Raw genomic sequence first — 17,537 nt, forward strand, 5'->3', positions numbered from 1 at the left:
CTGTTCGTGCGCAACCCGCTTACGCATTTTTTTACTGTTTGCACAGGCTTTTACATGTGTTGCATCCACGAAGATCTGTTCTGTATTTACAAGCTTATATTTCATACAATCTTCCAGAATCTTTGAAAAGATCTGCTCAAAAAGGTCTGTATCTTTGAAACGGCGGGTATAATTCTTTCCAAATGTAGAGAAATGAGGTACTGGATCTAACATGTCTAGTCCGAGAAACCAGCGGTATGCAACGTTTACCTCGACCTCTTTCATGGTCTGACGCATGCTTTTTATCCCATAGAGATACTGAATGAATGGTATCTTTATCAGCATGACGGGATCCATACTGGGACGGCCGTTATCCGGACAGTATTTTTCTTCAACCAGATCATAAATAAAGTTCCAATTGATTGCTTTATCAATCAATCGCAGCATATGGTTTTGAGGTACCATGTCATCCATGGAAAACATCATCATTTGTTCTCTTTTTTTATCTGTATTTTTCGTCATCATAAAAAACACCGCCCTTCTGATATTTATTATATCAGAAAAGCGGTTCCAACAATAGCAAAACCCTGCAAAAGCAGGGCTTTGTCTACAGTCTGACAGCTGCAGATCAGATCTGCAGCTGTTTTTTTGAACTAGTACAGTGAGAATTAAGGCCAGTCAATATGGTGGTTACTTAATATTCACTGTACTAGAATTATGTTAGTGAATTGTAAAGCACTCCGCCCTGAAGAGTGATCCCTTTGCTTTCGGCTAATTGATGGACTGTAACCAGTTCATAACCGTCCTGGATCAATCTTGGTATCAGAATCTCTGCTGCATCCACAGAGGAACTGAAAATATCATGCATCAGTACGATAGAGCCGTCTGTAATATTATCAAGAACTGCGTTTACCAGACGGTCAACATCTTCTCCTTCATCCCAGTCTTCTGGATCAACGGTCCACAAGATCATAGGAGTTGCAATCACAGAAGTTACTGTATCATTAACATTTCCATAAGGAGGACGTACAACAGTGGCTCCATGCCCCACCAGATTGTTCAGCAGCTGATCTGTCTGTCCAATCTCATTGGATACTTCTTCAGCAGAAAGAGTAGACAGATCTGTGTGATCATAAGAATGGTTGCCCAGTTCGCATCCCAGGGCTTCCATACGTGTAACATCTTCAGAATAGTAATCTATCATATTTCCAACCAGGAAGAAAGTGGCTTTAGCATTGTTTGCTTCCAGACAGTCAAGAAGCCTGGCGGTATAATCACTGGGACCATCGTCAAAGGTAAGAGCTATCTTTTTGTCAGGAACTGGTGTGGGTGTAGGAACTGGTGTATCCTGAGGAAGTGTCTGTACATCTGTGCTGTTCTGTGCTGCAGGTGCAGCAGTATCTGTAGCAGCATCTGGCGTTGAAACCTGGTCGGAGTTTGCACCTGTTGCTGCAGGATCGGCATCTGAGCTTGCATCTGCTTTCTCAGGATTAGGGTTTATGTAGTAAAGTAAAGGAGACGATTCTGTCTGATCTGAAACAGGAGACGGATTCCCATTCATCACACCATCTGAAGAAAAGTGGCAAAGCTGTCCGTCAACGATCACATCGCCAGTCTGCATCACCCCGTCTGCATTCAGGTAATAGCGATTGCCATTATCATCCAGCCATCCGGTCTGCATTACGCCATTCGAATCGAAGTAATACCGTTTGTTATCTGTGTCTGTAAGCCATCCGGTCAGGGCAGCACCATTCACCATAAAGTACCAGTTGCTCCCGCTGGATGTCCACACTCCTGAAGCTGCTTCCGGAGAAACCTGGGATGCGCTGGCATCATCAACCGGAACTGTAGTTGGTTCAGGAACTGGGGTATCGGTTGGCAGCACTTCCGGGGGCTGTGTGACCTCTGGTGTGTCACCGGAAACCGTATCCTGAGCCGGTGGGGTTAGAGTATCTGTATTTTCTGCTACGAACATATCCGGCTGCTTTTTATCATCCATAGATCCAGAGCCTGGAGAGGTACGGGTAAGTAGTATACCGCACACCAGACAAAGGATCACAGCAGTTATAAGAAGAGGCCGGTTGGTCCGTTGTTTACGGCCTGACATATGATTCCTCCTTTGTGTCAGTAAATCAATAAAAGATTGGAGAAAAAAATCTCCAACATAAAATAGATTTTACCACACACTTCATTTTCGTGCAATCACAAATAGGGAGATAACCGCGAAGCTTATCATAAAAAGATGATCGTGAAGCATATCACAAATAGGGGATGATCGTGAAGCTTTTTCTTGATATCACAGAAAAAAGACTATATAATATAGCAATGAGCGAAAAAATCAGAATCAATAAATATTTAAGTGAATCCGGTTACTGCTCCCGCAGGGAGGCAGACCGTCTTCTTTCGGCCGGCCGCATTACAGCCGGCGGCCGCACCCTTTGTCCGGGAGATAAGGTTTCTCCTGAGGAAAGGGTTTTTGTAGATGGTAAACCGGTTAAAAAAGAAGAGAAAAAGGTGCTGCTGCTTTTTTACAAGCCCAGAGGAGTGGTGTGCAGTACTAAGAAGCAATATGAAGAGACAACGGTTACGGAATATCTGAAGTATCCGGTTCGCATTTATCCTGTGGGCCGTTTGGATAAGGATTCAGAAGGACTTCTTCTGCTTACTAACCAGGGAAGTCTTGTCAATCACATTATGCGTGCCAGAAATTTTCATGAGAAGGAGTATCTGGTAACTGTGGATCACCCTATAACAGAAGAATTTTTGATGCATATGCGTACAGGAGTTCCGGTTTTGGATACAGTGACCCGGCCATGCCAGGTATTTGCTGCAGGTAAATGCTCGTTTCGGATTATTCTGACACAGGGGTTGAACCGCCAGATCCGCAGGATGTGCGAATATCTGGGATATCAGGTCCGTACCTTAAAAAGGATCAGGATCATGAATCTTACAATTCAGGGTCTTGCACCTGGCAGCTACAGAGAGATCACCAAAGAAGAATATAATAAGCTAACTCTTATGATCCGGGATTCATCTTCCGGAAATAATTCAGATCCAGGAGGAAATCATGGAAGCAGCTTTAAGCAAAATGAAAGAATTAGCCCAGAAACTGAATCAGGCATCCAAGGCTTACTATCAGGAAGACAGGGAGATCATGAGCAATCTGGAGTACGATGCCCTGTACGATCAGCTGGTAGAACTGGAAAAGGAAACAGGCACAGTTCTGGCAGGCAGTCCAACCATTTCCGTAGGATATGAGTCTGTTGATGCACTTCCTAAGGAAACCCATGAAAGGCCAATGCTTTCCCTGGATAAGACCAAGGACCGGGAGGTGCTTCGTGAGTTTATTGGTCCGCGAAAGACCCTGCTTTCCTGGAAACTGGACGGCCTTACCATTGTGCTTACCTATGAAAATGGCCGGCTGTTAAAGGCTGTCACCAGAGGAAATGGTACAGTTGGTGAGGTAATCACCAACAATGCCCGGGTTTTTAAGAATATTCCTTTACAGATTCCGTATCAGGGACGTCTTGTATTGCGAGGAGAAGCTATTATCACTTACTCCGATTTTCAGAAGATCAATGAATCCATAGAGGACGTAGATGCACGTTATAAGAATCCTCGTAATCTTTGCAGCGGCTCCGTGCGCCAGTTGAATAATCAGGTTACAGCCAGCAGGAATGTACGATTTTATGCGTTTTCCCTTGTAAGTGCACCAGAAGTGGATTTTGACAATTCTCATGAGAATCAGTTTCGGTGGCTAAAGGGGCAGGGCTTTGATGTGGTGGAATATCGGGTGGTAACTGCTTCAACTTTAGATCAGGCGATGGACTATTTTTCTACAGCTATTACAAAGAATGATTTTCCATCCGATGGTCTGGTGGCCTTGTATGACGATATTGCCTATGGGGAGTCACTGGGCAGGACGGCTAAGTTCCCAAGAAATGCTTTTGCATTTAAATGGGCAGATGAGATACGGGAAACTCATCTGCTGAAAATTCAGTGGAGTCCGTCACGTACCGGGCTGATCAATCCGGTGGCTGTTTTTGAACCAGTTGAACTGGAAGGCACTACTGTAAGCCGTGCAAGTGTGCATAACGTCAGTATTGTGAAACAGTTGAAGCTTGGTATTGGAGATACCATCCGTGTTTACAAGGCTAATATGATCATTCCGCAGATTGCAGAGAATCTTACCTGCAGTGATAATCTTGTGATCCCGGATACTTGTCCTGCTTGTGGCGGGGAAGCGCATGTCTGCAAAGAAAATGATGTAGAAGCTCTGTACTGTATGAACCCTGACTGTGCAGCCAAGAAGATCCGAGGTTTTACACTATTTGCCAGCAGAGATGCTATGAATATTGACGGGCTTTCCCAGTCAACCTTGGAAAAGTTTATTGCCATGGGTTTTATTCATGAATTTGCGGATATTTTCCAGCTGGACAGACACAAAGATGCGATTATCGAGATGGAAGGCTTTGGCGAAAAGTCCTATGAAAATCTGATCTTAAGCCTGGATACGGCCAGAAATACCACTCTTTCCAGGGTGATATACAGTCTGGGGATCCCTGGCATCGGACTTGCTAATGCCAAAGTGATCTGCCGTCACTTTAAAGATGATCTTTCTTCTGTTCGTCAGGCATCCATGGAGGAGATCAGCGCTATTGATGGCATTGGTCCTGTATTAGCAGGGAATATTTATTCTTATTTTCATGATAAAGAGAACAACCAGAAGCTGGACCGGCTGATGGGGTTTCTTATACTCCATGCGGAAGCGGCTTCCCAGACACAGATCTTTGCAGGAGTGACTTTTGTGATCACTGGTTCTGTGACCCATTTTGCCAACCGTAACGAGATGAAAGCATTGATAGAGTCTCTTGGCGGCAAAGTCACAGGCTCTGTTACAGGAAAAACCACGTATTTGATCAATAATGATACAATGTCAAATTCCTCTAAAAATAAAAAGGCCAAGGAGCTTGGGATTCCAATCATTTCTGAGGAAGAATTTCTGAAGCTGGTCCATCCGGAAGAGGCATGATCATTCATCTCAGTCGAGAAGACTCCCACCTCTTTCAGGTGGTGAGTAACTGCTCGACTTGAAATATTATTAACAACAAGGAGGGACATAAATGCCAATTAAAATACAAAGCGATCTGCCGGTAAAGGAGATTCTTGAAAAAGAAAACATATTTGTAATGGATGAGAACAGGGCACTGCATCAGGATATCCGTCCAGTTCAGATCCTGATCCTGAATTTGATGCCATTAAAAGAAGAAACGGAGCTTCAGCTGCTCCGCTCTTTATCCAACACGCCCATTCAGGTCGATGTTACATTTATGACTGTAGAAAGCCATGATTCTAAAAATACATCTAAAAGCCATCTGAACAAATTTTATCAGACTTTTCCTGAACTGGAAGATCAGAAATATGACGGGATGATCATTACAGGTGCTCCTGTAGAACAGATGGAATTTGAAGAGGTGGATTATTGGAGCGAACTTGTAAAGATCATGGATTGGACCAAGACCCATGTAACATCTACCTTATATTTGTGCTGGGCTGCACAGGCAGGCCTTTACCATCATTATGGCCTAAAGAAAAGAATGCTTCCCAAGAAAATGTTTGGCCTTTTCTGGCATAAGGTGCTTAACCGTAAGATTCCTCTTGTACGTGGATTTGACGATGTATTTCTTGCCCCTCATTCCAGACATACGGAGGTTCCCATTGAAGATATCCATGCATGTAAGGAACTTACTGTGCTTGCAGAGTCTGAGGAAGCAGGTTTATTCCTGGCCATGGCAGATGGCGGACGTAAGATCTTTATCATGGGCCATCCGGAATATGACCGTGTTACATTGGATGGGGAATATAAGCGTGACATTAACAAGGGTCTTCCTATTGATATTCCCAGGAACTACTATAAGGACAATGATCCTGAAAACAGGCCTCTTCTTTTGTGGCGGGCTCACGCCAATAACCTGTACACAAACTGGCTGAATTATTACGTATACCAGATGACCCCGTATGACCTCTACGGAACCCCTGATTTTTCAAGTATTTCCAGGGATTGAGAGGGTTTTGACAAAAGATAAAATACTTGTGCATTTTGAACGGAAGCATAAGCTTTTTTTGATAAAATATTATGTAAAGTTTATTGGAAGTTTATTTGAAGTTTTTCTGCATATCTGTTATAGTATGATGTATAGGCCGCTAACCTAAGATAGTATCAGAATACGTAACTGTTCAGCGTGTATACAGTTATGAGCCAAAATACAATACAGATAAGAAAGCATTACAATGTTTTCGCCATATATGCCGTGTAACCATTACAAAGGCCAGCGGCAGGAAAGCAGAGGGATCGATTGCGTAAGAAATCGCATATTTTACTTGCCAGATATCTGGCAGATCAGCTGACTGTAGATGAAAGTCTGCAGTCTCACAGAAAGGCATTTTGTCTGGGGAGTATCCTTCCGGATATACGCCCATCTTTTGTTGTGAAGAAGCATGAGTATTTCAGTACCTTTGGAGAGATTCAGGAAAAGATGCTTCAGCTGGTGGAGCATGGTCCCCTGGAAGGGAAGGAACGTGTCTACTGGAGGAATTTTGGGGAAGTGCTGCATTATGTGGCAGACTATTTTACATTTCCTCACAACAGGACGTATACTGGAAGCCTGTATGAGCACAGCCAGTATGAAAAGATCCTGAAGCAAAGACTGAAGATCTGCATTAAAAGTGGTGCTGCCGGAGCCTATGTTTTCAGGGATGTCTATTTTAAAAACCTGGAAGAGCTTACAGAATTCATACAGGTAAGCCACACCAGTTATCTTCGTAAAAAGAGAAATATCACAGAGGATATCCAGTATATCCTGATGGTCTGCTATCAGGTGATCCAGGGAATTGTACAGTTATGTACCAGAAGACAGGAGAATATGGCTGCGTTTGCATAAAAGGTCTGCGTTCCTTAACATAATGTGAAGAGAAAGTGAAAATTGGATAAAATGGGAACGGATATTTTCTTGAAGGTTGATTTGAAAAAAAGATTATGATACAATAGACAAAGTTAATATTTAAGCGAACCGTTTTATCACGTATCAGACCTTTATATAGGGGAGTAAAGGGATGTTCATGGCAAGGAAGGGAGCATCTTGAAAAATATGAAGAATAAATATCTGACAAAATGTTTATGCATGACGATTATTTCAGCAATGGTACTGTCCGGACCAGCTGCAGTTTTTGCAGCCAGTGATGGCGGAGCATTTGAGTCAGGAGAACAGATTGATGATAGTTATGGGGAAGTTGTGCCTACTGCGGTACCGGAGCCAACTCAGGTGCCAACAGTAGAGCCTACCCAGGCACCGACAGAGCCGACGCAGGCTCCAGTAGAGCCAACACAGGCTCCAGTAGAGCCAACTCAGGCACCGGCAGAGCCAACTCAGGCGCCGAAGCCTACTCACAGTCCTACGGCTACGCCTACCCAGACACCGTCTTCACCATCGGCCACGCCGACTCAGGCACCGGAGGCTACACCTACACCGGGAACTACAGATACACCGGAGATTACATCAACACCGGTTCCGTCAGAAGCACCAGTTTCAGAGGCGGTGAGGGATATTATTGACAGGATTGATGCCCTGTCTCTTCTTGAGGATATTACACTGGATCAGAAGGATGAGATTCATAAGATCCGTAAGGCATATGATGCACTTTCAGACAGCGAAAAGTCTCTTGTATCCAATTATCAGCTTTTCCTTAATATGGAGAAAAAGCTGAAGAAGCTGGAAGATACAAAGGAAAAAGAAGAAAAAGAAAAAAAAGAGGCAGAGGCAATCGAGGGAGATCCACTATATTATACAGATATGGTTTCTAATCTCCATGCAGGCAAGGATTTTTACCTGAACAGTCTGCAGGACAATTATCAGCTTAGCTTTTCGGATGATTTTGCTTCTGTGATGGATGAGATCGAGAAAGAATACAAGGCAAAGAACAAGCTTGCCGATGTTTCAGATACTACAGGTGGAGTGACTTCCTCAGCAGATACTTTGCTGGTAAGGAACTGGCAGGATATTCTGGCAGTGTACATATATGAGCAGAGTCAGCAGGGAGTAACTTCCTATATACTTGATGGATCGTGCAAGGCAGCCCTGGCAGATATCTTTGCAAGAATGAATCCTGTGATCCGGGATTCCAGTGATATTACCAAGGTTTCCTATGGTAATTACCATATCAACCACTATATTAAAGAAAATAAGATTCCCAAAGATCAGAGAGCAGTGCTGAAAAAGTATACAGAGACAGACTGCAGCCTTTTGTGTGCAGTAGTTACTGCTGCAAAAGGATTTGTAAGAGAGAGCGTTGGCGATAGTGTATCTGAAGAGAGAGTAAATGTGATCACTTCTGCCTATTCCCTGATCGGTAAAGTTGGTTATTTCTGGGGTGGTAAGTCTTTAGTGCTTGGAGATGATCCAAGCTGGGGTACTGTTGAGACTGTTACTGCAGAGGGCAGCAAAAGTACCGGTACCAGGCGTGCATATGGCCTTGACTGTAGTGGTTTTGTTACCTGGGCAGTAGTGAATGGCTATCAGAACCAGGCTATGGAAGCAAGTGTAGGAAATGGCACTTCTGATCAGTGGGGAAAGGCCAATGTAGTCAGTGAAGCAGATGCACAGCCAGGCGATCTGGTATTCCAGAAGGGGCCAGAGGCAGGCGTGAATAACCATGTTGGTATTCTTTGCGGCAAGACAGAAGCAGGCGACTGGATCGCTGTTCACTGCTCTGCCAGCCAGAATGGTGTTACTGTAGGGGAAGCATACAGTGCCAGTTTCCGGTATATCCGTCAGCCGTCTTTCTATCCTACTATCCAGCAGGCAGCTCAGATGGCAGCACAGGGTGCACAGAATAGCAATACTCAGTATTTTGTTACAGATGTTAAAGTAACGAATACGCTTCAGGATATTATAAAGGCAAGCCAGAATGTATATGATCCTGCCAATCAGCCATTTACATCAGAAGGTAATGCACAGGTAGTAGTCAGTGATGTAACTGTAAATAATGCACTTTCAGATCTTCTTCAGTCCCAGACAGTTCTGGAGGAGACAGAAGCAGGCGGACAAAGTGTATTTGATGTAATTGCTGAGTGTTATCCTCCGGAAGAGGAGGCGGCAGCAGGGCCTTCCGGTGATCAGGAACAGGCAGAGGAAGCAGGTATACCTGCATTTGTCAGTGAGGTATATGTAGATAACTCTTTGGATAATGTGTTGGATACAGGAACTTCTACTGAGACCAAATAAGAACAGGGCAGCGTCCATATGAACGCTGCCCTGATATATTATATCGAATCTCAAATGATTTCCTAACTGACGTAGCCTTCTGTAGAAATGCGGCTATCGATTGATCCCGGATAGAACATCTTCAATCCATTTATCTGTATTGTAATTACGGTCAAAGAACCGGACGATTACACCGTAAGGGTCCTTATCACTGGAAAAGGCATTTGCTTCATCTGTATCTACATGCATGGCCAGACGGTAATCCCAGCTTACACGTACAACCACATCCGCATAGATCAGTGCCCTTCCGTAGCTTTTAGTAAGCACGAATACTTCATCATTATCCTGGACTTTCAGTGCTACTGCGTCTGAAGGGGTCATATGGATGTGACGTTTGGCAACGATCACACCGGAGGGGATGGTGATCTGCCCAAAGGGACCTGATAATGTACAGCCAGGAGTATCTGTTGTATCTCCAGACTGTCTGATCTCTCCGGGAATACCAATTTTCCGTGTATCTGTAAGAGAAAGCTCTACCTGGGTTTCTGATCGGAATGGCCCAAGGACAGCCATGCTTTCAAAAGAGCCTTTTGGACCGGTAACGGTCACTCGTTCCTGGCACAGGTATTGTCCAGGCTGGCTGAGACTTTTTATATTATGAAGCTGGGCATCATTTCCAAAAAGTTGATGGAAATCCTTTTCGGATAGATGGATGTGCCGGGCTGAGGTCTCAATAGGGATTTTAATACTCATTTGATATACCTCCAATGAACATTTGTGTTTGCTTTTCAGTTTAAGCCCGATCAGGGAAAAAGGCAACCTTTTTCTCTGGGGAAAGGAATCATACAATGGAAGAAAACAGTAGTTTTGAATATGAAAAAAAGAATGGATATGTGGTGATTACAGCGCTGAAGGGAGATCCATCCGTAGTGGAGATTCCAGGTATGCTGGATGGATTGCCTGTAACAGAATTAAAAGAATACCTGTTTTCAGGAAAAAGTCTGGAGACTTTGTACCTTCCGGATACTGTAAAAAAGATTGGAAGATATGGATTTTATAACTGCAGAAGCCTGCATACCATGTGGTTTGGAAGCCACTTTACGGATATAGGAAGCGGTGCTTTTACAGGATGTCATAATATTCGAAAGCTTTATGTGCATATGGAGGGCCAAGACTCCGGCATTAAGGAGATACTTTCGGAGATTGGAGAGGAACTGGAAGTGGTTTTATCCGGCAGTGTGGAAGCTGTTCTCTGGTTTCCTGAATATTACGAAGAAGGAGTTGAGAATACACCTGCCAGGATCCTTATGACGCAGATCCATGGAAGCGGGTTGTATTATCGTAATTGTTTTGCAGGGAAGCGGTTTAATTATCAAGAGTATGATAAGCGTTTTGAAATGGCCTGTGCCCAGGAAAATGAGAAATTTCTGCTGGAATTGGCTTTTGGAAGGCTGAAATCGCCCTGGGAACTGGGGCAAATTGCAAGAGAACAGTATGAACTATATATTCAGACACACTATGAGCAGCTGGCTGGGCTGCTGATTTGCGGGCAGAGGCAGGAAGAGTTGGCTTTTCTTATGGAAACGTATCCTTTGGACAGATCAGAAAAGTCTGTATATGATCACATTCTGGGGATGGCTGGCAAGACTGGAGATGAAGGTACAGTCAGTATGCTGATGGAATATGGAAGGATACACTTTCCGGCAGGAAGACCTTCCTTTATGCTTTAGGAGGACCGGCAAATGATCAACGCTGTTCATGATACACAGGAGAGGGCGCTTCGTGCCCAACAGATCTGTGAAGATATTTTGAAAAATACCAGAAACCAGCTGTATCTGAATATGCGGTTTCTGGATAATGCACTGGCACAGTTGTATCCGGCAGGGGATATGGAGATGTCACCAGCCGGATCTGACGGAGATCTTTTTTATTATCAGCCAGAGAAACTGATGGCAATGTTTAAAAAAAGCAGGGAACAGGTGAACCGTCTATATCTTCATACTCTGTTTCATTGTCTTTTCTGCCACATTTATCCAGATAACAAAGTAGATCAGGAATATTGGAATCTGGCCTGTGATGTAGTAGTGGAAGAAATTATAGATGGTTTGTATGTGAAATGTGTGCACAGGCCGGTAACAATGGTGCGCCGCCAGGCAGAAGCCCTTCTTCTGGAGAAAGGAAAGGTGATGACAGCCCAGAAAGTGTATCGCAGGCTGTGCAGTCTTCATCTTACAAAGGCCAAAATTGAAGAACTGAAAAGGGAATTTACTCTGGATGACCACAGGAAATGGTACGATTCAGGCAAGAATAAAAGCCAGTCCCAGATGCAGAAGAAAAAATGGGAAGATCTGCGTAATAAGATGCAGACAGAAATGGAGACTTTTTCAAAAGAAGCTTCAAAAGGCAGCAAAAGTCTTATGGATCAGCTGAATGTTGAGAACAGACAAAAATATGATTACCGGGAATTTCTGCGGAAATTTGCTGTTTTGAAAGAAGAAATGAAGGTAGATATGGACACCTTTGACTATATCTTTTATAATTACGGGATGAACCTGTATGGGAATATGCCGCTTATCGAGCCCTTGGAAACAAAAGAAGAACAGAAGGTAGAAGATTTCGTGATCGTGATCGATACCTCCATGTCCTGCCAGGGAGATCTGGTGAAGAGATTTCTTGAGGAAACATACAGTGTTTTAAGTGAAACAGAAAGCTTTTTCAGGCGTATTCATGTACATATGATCCAGTGCGATGACCGGATCCAGTCAGATACTGTGATCACAGATGGACAGAAGCTGAAAGATTATATGGATCATTTTACAGTAAAAGGACAGGGAGGTACAGACTTCCGTCCGCCTTTTGCTTATGTGGAAAAGCTTCAAAAAGAAAAGAAATTTACCAGGCTGCGGGGGCTGATCTATTTTACTGACGGATATGGTATTTTTCCGGGGAAGATGCCACCCTATGAAACAGCCTTTGTGTTTATGAAAGATGATTATCAGGATGTGGACGTTCCACCATGGGCCATAAAGCTGATCCTTGACCCTGAGGATCTGGAGCAGTCCCAGGGGAAAAGGAGATAGAAGCAATGAATATTAAACGTGCAAAGGAAGAAATCAAAAATACCATTCAGGCATATCTTCTGAAAGACGAATATGGTGAATACGAAATACCGGTAAATGCACAAAGACCTGTATTTCTTATTGGAGCACCGGGCATCGGTAAAACCCAGATCATGGAACAGATCGCAAGGGAATGCAAGGTTGGACTGGTGTCTTATACTATTACCCACCATACAAGGCAAAGTGCCATTGGACTTCCCTTCATATCCCAGAAGGAATTTGACGGGCAGAAAAAAGCAGTAACAGAATATACCATGAGTGAGATCGTGGCCGCTGTTTACGAAAAGATCCAGGAAACAGGCGTCAGGGAAGGGATTCTTTTTATAGATGAGATCAACTGTGTATCAGAAACTTTGGCGCCGGCAATGCTTCAGTTCCTTCAGTGCAAAACCTTTGGAAGCCATCAGATCCCCAAAGGATGGCTGATCGTTGCAGCTGGTAATCCTCCGGAATATAATAAGTCTGTTAGGGAATTTGATGTGGTTACTATGGACAGGGTGAAGAAAATCCTGGTGGAGCCTGATCTGGAGGCATGGAAGGAATATGCATATCAGGCCGGTGTGCACGGGGCTGTACTTTCTTACCTGAATATGCACCCTGAGAATTTTTATTCCATGGAAAGCACAGTAGATGGCAGAGTATTTGCCACTCCAAGAGGATGGGAAGATCTGTCAAGAATGCTTCAGGTATATGAAAGACTGGACAAATCCTTTGACAGGGAAGTGGTGATTCAGTATATTCAGCATCCAAGAATCGCCAGGGATTTTGCAAATTATCTGGAACTGTATTATAAATATCGGACAGATTACCAGATCGACCGGGTACTGGACGGACAGATTGATGATATTCTTGTTAAGAAAGCTGCACATGCTTCCTTCGATGAAAGGTTAAGTGTAACAGGACTTCTGCTTTCAAAGTTAAACCTGGCCTTTGATGAAACTGTGGAGCAGGAAAAAGGTCTGGAAATTTTATTTGAATTATTAAAAGGCGCTAAAAGTGCACTTACAGGTCCTTCTGCAGATCAGCCGATGATCTATCTGGAGGATATGGGAAAAAGCTTTGAAATGGATTATGCGATGAAGAAAAAGGCTGGCTTTTTCACCAGGGAAGAGGATTACCGCTATCGGAAAGCAGGGGAAACCCTTGAAAAGTGGTTAGGACTTATAAGGTCAGAAGACAATGGAGATGGAGTACAGGTTTTTGAAAGGCTGAAAGCTCTATTCCAGGAAAAGCAGGATGAGTATCATAATTCTTTTGAACAGACATCTTTAAAGCTGGAATATGCATTTGACTTTATGGAAGCTGTTTTTCCAGGAGGCCAGGAGCTGGTAGTCTTTATTTCCGAATTGAACAGAAGCGAGAATGGAGTTCACTTTTTGGGAGAGTATTCCTGTGAGCGTTATTTCAGATACAATAAAGAATTGCTTTTCAGGGAAAATACAAAAGACATCCTCCATCGGATCCAGGAACTGGGTGAATAAGAGTTTTTTTAGTGAGTTGAAAATAATCTGGAAAAACAAACAGAAAGGTGCTGCATGAAGAAAAAGAAAAGAAAGCGAAAATTTCTTAAAGCTTTTCTGATCCTTCTGTTTCTGGTACTTCTGGTGTTGTCTGCTGTGAAAAAGCTGAGGCAGACAGAGAAGATCCAGGAACTGCTGCAGGGTTTTCTTGGTATGGAACCACAGGAGGTGCAGCAGCTGCGGAAACAGGAGATTTCCGGGGGAGAGCCTGGAAAGGTTGAATACTATTTTTCTCTGCTTGATGAAGAAGAGCAACGGGCCTACAGGCAGATGGAAGCCGGCATAAAGAAAAAAGAAAAAGAGTTTTATCTTACGATTGGTGACAATGAATCGGTAGACAGGGTTTATCATGCTGTTTTAAAAGATCATCCGGAGTTTTTCTGGATGCATAACAGGAACCAGGTGATAAAAACTACTTATGGAGAAGGGGATTATTGTATGTTTTCCCCCAGCTACAGCTATACAGAGACTGAAACCCAACAGATCCTTCAGGCAATGAGTCAGGCCTGTCAGCAATTGGACGCATTGATCCCACAGGGGGCAGATGATTATGTTAAGGCACAGATGGCCTATACGTATCTGATCGATACTGCCAGTTACCAGGAATCTGAGGATGATCAGAGTATTGCCGGAGTTTTCTGGAAAAAGCAGGCAGTATGTGCAGGATATGCAGGAGCGGCCCAGTATCTTCTGGATCATCTGGGTGTTTACTGTATTTATGTGGATGGTGATACAAAGAACAGTGATCAGGGACATGCCTGGAATATTATCAAGCTGGAGGGAGAGTATTATTATCTGGATGCCACCAATGGTGATCAGCCGGAATTTCTGGAAGGGGATGCTGTGCAGCTGGCAGAGCATAAGACCACGATCTATGATTATCTTTGTCCTTTTCCGGATGAATATGAACAGACCTACACACCATCGGCAGAATTTAAGGTGCCTGCCTGCACGGCTACTGCCAAGAACTTTTATGTGCTGAATCAGGGATGTTTTGACAGCTATGACTGGCAAAGTGTTTATGATTATTGTAAAATGAGACTTGACAATGGTGCTGCCGTTGTTCGGTTCAAATTCAGCACTCAGAAAGGATATGAGCAGGCATATCAGGATTTGATCGCTAATAAGAAAATACAGCAGATTGCTTTATATTATATATATTTACAGGGAGTGGAACAGGTTGAGTACCATTATGGGGTACTTGAAAATATGAAGACCATGTATTTCATGTTCTGAAAGTGGGAGGAAATGATTATGAATGTGGAGATTCTTAATAAGCTGGGGGAAATGATGGATAATATCCTGGGGATTCAGGTGCTATCTGGGATCATGATCATCGTATTTGGGATCGTATTTGTTTTCGGGCTGACTAACTGTATCCTTGGATACAGGCTGCTGCGATTCTGGATGATGATCTTTGGCTTCTGTATCGGGGCAGGAATCGGCTTTTTCCTGGTGTATCGTATAGATACTGAGGAAAAGGCATATTATATGGCGGCTATGCTTGGGATCGGTGTTGTGATGGCAGTTCTGGCTTTTATGATTTACCGGGCAGGTATTTTTATCTTGGGCGCAGGACTTGGCCTGTTTTTAAGTATTTATCTGATCCATCCCACCAGTTCTTTTTCCTTTTTTCTTTGTATTCTGATCGGAGTTGGGATTGGTGTGCTGGCTCTGCGTTATGACAGGGAAGTGATTATTGTGGGAACCAGCTTTCTTGGAGGCGTAACTGCAGGCTTGTCTCTTGCAAAGCTTCTGGCTATGGACCAGATTCCCTACGGAATCCTTTTTGGTGCTGCATTTGCTATTCTTGGAATGCTGATCCAGTTTGCTATTAATAAGCCAAGGGCAGCGAAGGCACCAAGAAGAGAGGAACAGCTGGATCGCAGATCATCTGAGGAGAGAATCAAAAAGAAAGAAGTTTTGGAGGATGAGGCAGATCAGGAAGAACTTGAAGAAAAAATTCTGGAAGAAGAGCTGCTGGATGAGGATGATTTTGAGGATTATTTTACTGGAAAGCTGGATCTGGCCAAGGATGAAAGAGTTTCGGGATCTAAAAAGACGGACGGGGCAAAAGCACAGGACATCCACAGCCAGATGTGGGAACAGAAGAAACAGCAGAGTCAGAGAAGAACCAGAAAAAGGAAAATAGATATTACGGATTAATATAAATCAGGTATTATAATATAAATGCATCTTTAGGAGGACGACAGAAATGGCAAAAGAAACCAAAACAAATGCCATGCGGATGCTGGAGAGACAGAAGGTACCTTATCAGGCATTTACTTATGAATGCGATGATTTTATTGATGGTATCCATTGTGCAGATATGATCCAGGCACCTCATGAGCAGTCATTTAAAACACTGGTAATGGAAGGCAAGAGCGGTGGGTATTATGTATTTGTGGTTCCTATCGAAGCAGAAGTGGATCGTAAGTCTGCAGCCAGGGCAGTTGGCGAGAAGGCAGTGGATATGATCCATGTGAAGGACATCACAAAGATCACCGGCTATGTAAGAGGCGGATGCAGTCCTATCGGGATGAAGAAGCCCTATCCGGTGGTATTTGATCAGTCTGCCGGTGAGTTTCAGGAGATTTATATTAGTGGCGGCCGGATCGGTCTTACACTGAAAGCACCTTTGGAGGGACTTCTGAAAGTTACAGGAGGCAAGCTTGCTCCTATTACCATGCAAGGAGAATGAAAATCAAAACAGGCCTGTAAAAGGCAGCTAAGGAGGCAAAATGAGAGAGAAGAAAGTATTTAAATGGTTTGCGGCAGCGCTGATAGCAGCAGCTGCGATCATCACAGCAACAGTACCTGCATCAGCAGCCACAAGAAGAAGAGCTACTCTTACCATATCTGCAGGACAGACCTATCATGTGCTGAACAAAAGCATTGGCACCAACAAGATCACAGCCTATACGGTTTATGTGACTCCGGCCAATACAAGGACCAGATACGATGCAGTGATCGCATCTTACCCAAGAGGCAAGAGCAGTCAGCCTACCGAGTATATGGTGCGCAGCACGAATAAGGGCGTTTATGTGAACAACGCAGCTGGTACATTTATCAAACAAAGTGCAGGCAGCAATTCAGGAATGCTTTCCTGTATCCGTGTTAATCGGGGAAGTGTGACGATCCGTGTGGATTATACCACGCAGTCAGGCAAGGCGGGGATTTCTTTTGTGAGGCAGAGAGCATCCCACCGTCCGATGAAACTTGTGAAGGCAGCTAAGGGCAGAAGTGTGAACTTCACGATGACCGGCAGTAACCTTACAGGTGCTCCTGTGATTATGTCTGCAAAGAGAGGCACAGTTGCAAGACGTACTCTTGGAAGCAACAATTCCTTTGAGCAGTACACTTTTGAGAATAGTGCAGTGGCTTACCGTGTATACTATAAGGGCAAGCTGATGAGTTCTTACAGCCGAAACAAGGCATACACCAATACTTATTCCAGTCTTCGCTATCTGCTGATGAATGCACCGAAGCGTACAACCAACTGGATCCAGAGCGTGAATACAGCAATTAATTTCTTCTATCCATCTGATTATGTTGGAATGAAGGTTCAGGTAAGATGAGCATCATTGTATTAGGCTTTTGAAGATCCTGTCTGTATTATTATATGCTACATTATAAAAGAGGAAGCTGCAGATGCAGTT

General features: G+C 43.7%; 14 protein-coding genes and 1 pseudogene. 12 read left to right on the forward strand and 3 right to left on the reverse strand.

Features of this window, described 5'->3' with window-relative positions:
- On the reverse strand, positions 1 to 504 hold a 504-nt coding region (locus G5B11_RS01880; RefSeq protein ID WP_173726674.1), incomplete at its 3' end, for a transposase.
- Positions 505 to 694: 190 nt separating this feature from the next.
- A complete protein-coding gene (locus tag G5B11_RS01885; RefSeq protein ID WP_173726675.1) occupies positions 695 to 2,086 on the reverse strand; it encodes a polysaccharide deacetylase family protein in 1,392 nt (463 codons plus the stop codon).
- A gap of 218 nt (positions 2,087 to 2,304) precedes the next feature.
- On the opposite strand from G5B11_RS01885, the pseudogene G5B11_RS01890 reads away from it, so the two are divergent.
- The 5 genes and pseudogenes from G5B11_RS01890 to G5B11_RS01910 all read left to right on the forward strand — a co-directional run.
- A pseudogene (locus tag G5B11_RS01890) lies at positions 2,305 to 2,958 on the forward strand (pseudouridine synthase); the annotation flags it as partial.
- An 88-nt stretch (positions 2,959 to 3,046) separates the two neighbouring features.
- Positions 3,047 to 5,011, forward strand: coding sequence for an NAD-dependent DNA ligase LigA (gene ligA, locus G5B11_RS01895; RefSeq protein WP_173726676.1), 1,965 nt, complete (start codon positions 3,047 to 3,049; stop codon positions 5,009 to 5,011).
- Between the two features lie 91 nt (positions 5,012 to 5,102).
- Positions 5,103 to 6,044, forward strand: coding sequence for a homoserine O-acetyltransferase MetA (gene metA / locus G5B11_RS01900; RefSeq protein ID WP_173726677.1), 942 nt, complete (start codon positions 5,103 to 5,105; stop codon positions 6,042 to 6,044).
- 291 nt (positions 6,045 to 6,335) lie between these two features.
- Positions 6,336 to 6,920 (forward strand): zinc dependent phospholipase C family protein, encoded by a 585-nt coding sequence (locus G5B11_RS01905; protein ID WP_158422435.1) that lies wholly within the window; start codon positions 6,336 to 6,338, stop codon positions 6,918 to 6,920.
- Positions 6,921 to 7,127: 207 nt separating this feature from the next.
- Positions 7,128 to 9,260 carry a C40 family peptidase gene (locus G5B11_RS01910; RefSeq protein WP_173726783.1) on the forward strand — a complete coding sequence of 711 codons (2,133 nt, stop codon included), beginning with the start codon at positions 7,128 to 7,130 and terminating at the stop codon, positions 9,258 to 9,260.
- Positions 9,261 to 9,353: 93 nt separating this feature from the next.
- Here G5B11_RS01910 and G5B11_RS01915 read toward each other — a convergent pair whose 3' ends face one another.
- Positions 9,354 to 9,992: a PduL/EutD family phosphate acyltransferase gene (locus tag G5B11_RS01915; RefSeq protein ID WP_173726678.1), complete on the reverse strand. Its 639-nt coding sequence runs from the start codon at positions 9,990 to 9,992 to the stop codon at positions 9,354 to 9,356.
- A gap of 95 nt (positions 9,993 to 10,087) precedes the next feature.
- Here G5B11_RS01915 and G5B11_RS01920 point away from each other — a divergent pair, with 95 nt between their 5' ends.
- Genes G5B11_RS01920 through G5B11_RS01950 form a run of 7 tightly spaced genes read left to right on the forward strand, consistent with a single transcriptional unit; the run spans position 10,088 to position 17,456 of the window.
- Positions 10,088 to 10,969, forward strand: coding sequence for a leucine-rich repeat domain-containing protein (locus G5B11_RS01920; RefSeq protein ID WP_173726679.1), 882 nt, complete (start codon positions 10,088 to 10,090; stop codon positions 10,967 to 10,969).
- A gap of 12 nt (positions 10,970 to 10,981) precedes the next feature.
- Complete coding sequence (locus G5B11_RS01925) at positions 10,982 to 12,319, forward strand: vWA domain-containing protein (protein WP_173726680.1); 1,338 nt, start codon at positions 10,982 to 10,984, stop codon at positions 12,317 to 12,319.
- A gap of 5 nt (positions 12,320 to 12,324) precedes the next feature.
- The gene (locus G5B11_RS01930) at positions 12,325 to 13,839 is read left to right on the forward strand and encodes an ATP-binding protein (RefSeq protein ID WP_173726681.1); all 1,515 of its coding nucleotides are present in this window, start codon (positions 12,325 to 12,327) and stop codon (positions 13,837 to 13,839) included.
- 54 nt (positions 13,840 to 13,893) lie between these two features.
- A complete protein-coding gene (locus G5B11_RS01935; protein ID WP_173726682.1) occupies positions 13,894 to 15,114 on the forward strand; it encodes a transglutaminase domain-containing protein in 1,221 nt (406 codons plus the stop codon).
- Between the two features lie 18 nt (positions 15,115 to 15,132).
- Complete coding sequence (locus G5B11_RS01940) at positions 15,133 to 16,044, forward strand: TMEM198/TM7SF3 family protein (RefSeq protein ID WP_173726683.1); 912 nt, start codon at positions 15,133 to 15,135, stop codon at positions 16,042 to 16,044.
- 49 nt (positions 16,045 to 16,093) lie between these two features.
- On the forward strand, positions 16,094 to 16,579 hold the full coding sequence (ybaK, locus tag G5B11_RS01945; protein WP_158422427.1) for a Cys-tRNA(Pro) deacylase: 486 nt from the start codon (positions 16,094 to 16,096) through the stop codon (positions 16,577 to 16,579).
- Between the two features lie 40 nt (positions 16,580 to 16,619).
- Positions 16,620 to 17,456, forward strand: coding sequence for a hypothetical protein (locus G5B11_RS01950; protein WP_173726684.1), 837 nt, complete (start codon positions 16,620 to 16,622; stop codon positions 17,454 to 17,456).
- Positions 17,457 to 17,537 lie beyond the last annotated feature (81 nt).

The organism is Blautia glucerasea, assembly GCF_013304385.1.
Taxonomy (GTDB): Bacteria; Bacillota; Clostridia; order Lachnospirales; family Lachnospiraceae; genus Blautia_A; species Blautia_A ammoniilytica.

What these genes read in the sequence shown, in the direction of transcription:
- G5B11_RS01885 (WP_173726675.1), bottom strand. Translation starts at nt 2,086, where the DNA reads ATGTCAGGCCGTAAACAACGGACCAACCGGCCTCTTCTTATAACTGCT.
- ligA (WP_173726676.1), top strand. Translation starts at nt 3,047, where the DNA reads ATGGAAGCAGCTTTAAGCAAAATGAAAGAATTAGCCCAGAAACTGAAT.
- metA (WP_173726677.1), top strand. Translation starts at nt 5,103, where the DNA reads ATGCCAATTAAAATACAAAGCGATCTGCCGGTAAAGGAGATTCTTGAA.
- G5B11_RS01910 (WP_173726783.1), top strand. Translation starts at nt 7,128, where the DNA reads ATGAAGAATAAATATCTGACAAAATGTTTATGCATGACGATTATTTCA.
- G5B11_RS01915 (WP_173726678.1), bottom strand. Translation starts at nt 9,992, where the DNA reads ATGAGTATTAAAATCCCTATTGAGACCTCAGCCCGGCACATCCATCTA.
- G5B11_RS01920 (WP_173726679.1), top strand. Translation starts at nt 10,088, where the DNA reads ATGGAAGAAAACAGTAGTTTTGAATATGAAAAAAAGAATGGATATGTG.
- G5B11_RS01925 (WP_173726680.1), top strand. Translation starts at nt 10,982, where the DNA reads ATGATCAACGCTGTTCATGATACACAGGAGAGGGCGCTTCGTGCCCAA.
- G5B11_RS01930 (WP_173726681.1), top strand. Translation starts at nt 12,325, where the DNA reads ATGAATATTAAACGTGCAAAGGAAGAAATCAAAAATACCATTCAGGCA.
- G5B11_RS01935 (WP_173726682.1), top strand. Translation starts at nt 13,894, where the DNA reads ATGAAGAAAAAGAAAAGAAAGCGAAAATTTCTTAAAGCTTTTCTGATC.
- G5B11_RS01940 (WP_173726683.1), top strand. Translation starts at nt 15,133, where the DNA reads ATGAATGTGGAGATTCTTAATAAGCTGGGGGAAATGATGGATAATATC.
- ybaK (WP_158422427.1), top strand. Translation starts at nt 16,094, where the DNA reads ATGGCAAAAGAAACCAAAACAAATGCCATGCGGATGCTGGAGAGACAG.
- G5B11_RS01950 (WP_173726684.1), top strand. Translation starts at nt 16,620, where the DNA reads ATGAGAGAGAAGAAAGTATTTAAATGGTTTGCGGCAGCGCTGATAGCA.